This window comes from Pontimicrobium sp. MEBiC01747 (assembly GCF_053601635.1).
The window spans coordinates 1-3,468 of sequence record NZ_JBSHNS010000300.1 but is presented as its reverse complement, the minus strand read 5'-3'; the positions used below and the strand labels follow the sequence as shown (position 1 = coordinate 3,468).

Annotated in this window: 3 protein-coding genes, 1 pseudogene and 1 riboswitch; all 4 genes and pseudogenes read left to right on the top strand. The window is 33.0% G+C overall.

What is annotated here, in order from left to right; all coding sequences use genetic code 11:
• The first annotated feature begins 71 nt into the window (after positions 1 to 71).
• Complete coding sequence (locus tag ACVC2P_RS09925) at positions 72 to 1,190, top strand: 4Fe-4S dicluster domain-containing protein (RefSeq protein WP_452598320.1); 1,119 nt, start codon at positions 72 to 74, stop codon at positions 1,188 to 1,190.
• A gap of 10 nt (positions 1,191 to 1,200) precedes the next feature.
• Positions 1,201 to 2,421, top strand: coding sequence for a sulfate reduction electron transfer complex DsrMKJOP subunit DsrP (gene dsrP, locus ACVC2P_RS09920; RefSeq protein ID WP_452598319.1), 1,221 nt, complete (start codon positions 1,201 to 1,203; stop codon positions 2,419 to 2,421).
• 358 nt (positions 2,422 to 2,779) lie between these two features.
• Positions 2,780 to 2,874, top strand: a riboswitch (TPP riboswitch).
• 89 nt (positions 2,875 to 2,963) lie between these two features.
• A complete protein-coding gene (gene thiS, locus ACVC2P_RS09915; RefSeq protein WP_452598318.1) occupies positions 2,964 to 3,167 on the top strand; it encodes a sulfur carrier protein ThiS in 204 nt (67 codons plus the stop codon).
• 15 nt (positions 3,168 to 3,182) lie between these two features.
• Positions 3,183 to 3,468 (top strand): annotated as a pseudogene (locus ACVC2P_RS09910) (phosphomethylpyrimidine synthase ThiC); the annotation flags it as partial.

Sequence of the window (3,468 nt, the reverse complement as noted above, 5' to 3'; positions counted from 1 at the left end):
CTCCTGGATTTGAAACAAAATGGCCTGCAAGATTTAATACTCAAAAAATTAAAGAACGAAAATAATTAGGTATGAGCGAAAACAAGAAAAAATGGTTTACTCTAAACCTAAACAGCAAACATAAACAGACTTCAAGCTCTTGTGGCTGTGGAAAAAACTCTGGTAGTTGTACTTCAGAAAAATCACTAAGTAATGAAGATTTTATAGAAGCTGCTTCTAATGCTGCTATTGGAGAAGAGAGACATAAAGATGGTTTTGACCAAGTATTCGACGTAAAAATGGATCGTAGATCTGCCTTTAAAAAACTTACAGCTAGTTTGTTAATTGGAGCGGGTGCAGCCTCTTCATGTACTAGTATTGTATCTAGTGATGAAACTAAAGAAAAAGCGCAAATAGATTGGGAAGAGCAGTTTAAAGGAAACTATAAACTGATGACGGATGACGAAAAGAAAGCTACTGTAAACAGACTGGTACGTTCGTACCAAATTAGAACAGGAAAAACATTAAATATGTCTTCTAAAAATGCTGAAGAAGATGTACTCTTTGGATATGCTTTTAACATTTCAAAATGTCAAGGCTATATGGACTGTGTAAGTGCCTGTGTTGAAGAAAATAATCAAGATAGGAATTCGCAAATGCAATACATTAGAATTCATGAAATGAAAGATGGTAAAGGCTTCAATTTTAATGAAGCTGATGATAATTATTATCATGAAGTTCCAGCTGAAGGTCATTTTTACATGGGTACACAATGCTTCCATTGCGATAATCCACCATGTGTTGAGGTTTGCCCTGTACAAGCAACTTGGCGAGAAAAAGATGGTCTTGTTGTAGTAGACTACGACTGGTGCGTTGGTTGTAGGTATTGTATGGCAGCCTGTCCTTACGATGGCAGACGTTTTAATTGGAGTAAACCAGAAGTTCCAGAAAACGAAGTCAATAAAAACCAACACTACTTAGGAAATCGTTTACGTAAAAAAGGAGTCATGGAAAAATGTACTTTTTGTGTACAACGCTCAAGAGCTGGTAAAAACCCTGCATGTGTAGAGGCTTGCCCTACTGGCGCACGTATTTTTGGGAATCTTTTAGATCCTAACAGTACAATTAGATGGGTCTTAGAAAACAAAAAAGTATTCAGATTAAAAGAAGATTTAGGTACAGAACCAAAGTTCTGGTACTTCATGGACTAAAATATATACAATGAAACAACTTAAAGTTTTTACAAGTTTAGTAAAAGATAGTTTAAGCACTATAACACAAGGTTCCAAAAGATACCATGTATGGATGGCTTTTTTAACTTTTGTAATGTTAATAGGTATGTATTGTTATTCTATACAACTAGAACATGGTTTAAGTGTAACAGGAATGACCGATAGAGTTAGCTGGGGCCTGTATATTTCTAATTTCACATTTTTAGTAGGTGTAGCGGCGGCGGCAGTAATGCTCGTTATGCCAACTTATGTTTTAAAAGATATCGATTTTAAACAAGCTGTGCTTATTGGAGAGGGACTAGCTGTTGCTGCATTAATTATGTGTTTAGCTTTTGTTGTTGCAGATATGGGAGGCCCTTCTGTATTATGGCATATGATTCCTGGATTTGGTGTTTTTAACTTCCCCAACTCAATGCTTACTTGGGATGTTATTGTACTTAATGGGTATTTATTTTTAAACATTACAATTCCTTTTTACATCTTGTTTAGACATTATCAAGGTAAAGAATCTAAAAAAAGTATTTATGTTCCAGGAGCAATATTATCTGTTTTTTGGGCTGTAGGGATTCACTTAGTAACAGCTTTTTTATATCAAGGCTTACAAGCAAGACCATTTTGGAACAATGCATTATTGGGACCTCGTTTTTTAGCATCTGCTTTTGCTGCAGGACCAGCTTTAATAATATTAGTACTAGCTATAATTAGATCTTTTACTGCCTTTAAAATTAAAGACAAAACCATAAAAAAAATAGCAATGGTAGTTACTGTCGCAGCACAAATAAACATTATCATGTTAGTCTCTGAGTTGTTTAAAGAATTCTATGCGCCTACGCACCATAGTGAAAGTGCTTATTATTTATTTTTTGGACTAGATGGTAAAACAGCCTTACTACCTTGGATATGGACTGCAATTTCTTTAAATGTTTTAGCAACTGTAATTTTAACTTTCCATAAACTTCGTAACAACTTAAAGGTACTATACTTTGCCTGTTTTATCTTGTTTATTGCTATATGGATAGAAAAAGGGTTCGGGCTAATTGTACCAGGTTTCATCCCAGGACCTTATGGAAAAATAGCCGAGTACACACCTACTGGAATAGAAATAGGGGTTACATTAGGAATATGGGCAATGGGCGCTTTAGTGTTTACTGTTTTAGCTAAAACAGCTATTGGTATAGAAACTGGGAAATTAAGATATAAAAAGAAGTAAAGTCGTTTATCTAACAAAAAAACTCGTTATGCATTATAACGAGTTTTTTTATTAAACCATTCAAATATCTTATCTGTAAAATGCTTGTGTTGTATTTTTATCTCGAATACTCTCACGCATATCGTTTAAATTCAACTCCTCAATATCAACTTCTCTTTGTTGAAAATCAAGAATTAGTCAAGGCGTATTATCCATTTTAATTAAATATAGTATAAATACAGTATTACTCTTATTCCTACTATATCTTTAATCTAAGATAGATAAATTTATATACAACCATAATTATGTGCTTTTCCCTAACTATAAGATAAATTCATTTAAAAATTAGCAAACCTATTTATATTTACTACATTTGTTTTGTAAACTTTAGGAGTAGCTAGATATCTAGTTTGAGACATATCCTTAGAACCTGATTTGGTTAATACCAGCGTAGGGAAAAGTTACAGTATGTATTACTGCACTTTTTATTATTCTAAATACTTCTCGTTTACATTATTTATAAAATTGATTTCTAAATCTATTAGATACTATTTTTAATACAAATGATAACTGTAAACATAAACCAAAAACAACACCAAGTCGTTAAGAATACTAGTTTAAAAACATTGCTAACACAATTAGACATTACTAGTACAGGTATTGCTGTAGCAATTAATAATACTATTATTAGTCAAGACGATTGGGGCGTTCAAAAACTCCAACATAACGATACTATTTTAATTATAACAGCAACTCAAGGCGGCTAAAACTACTATTTTAATATGAAGAAAAAAGATACTGCTCCAAAACAAGATGGAGTTACAAGACAACCCTTTCCTAACTCAAAAAAAATATATATTCCTGGAAAGATATATCCAAATATTAACGTTGCCATGCGAGAAATAGCATTAAGTGACACCGTAGACTCTATATCTAAAAAGCGTACTCCAAATGAACCCGTTACGGTGTACGACACCTCTGGACCTTATACAGATCCTAACAAAGAAATAAATGTGCATAATGGTATAGAACGTATTAGAAATCAATGGATTTTAGACCGTGAAGATG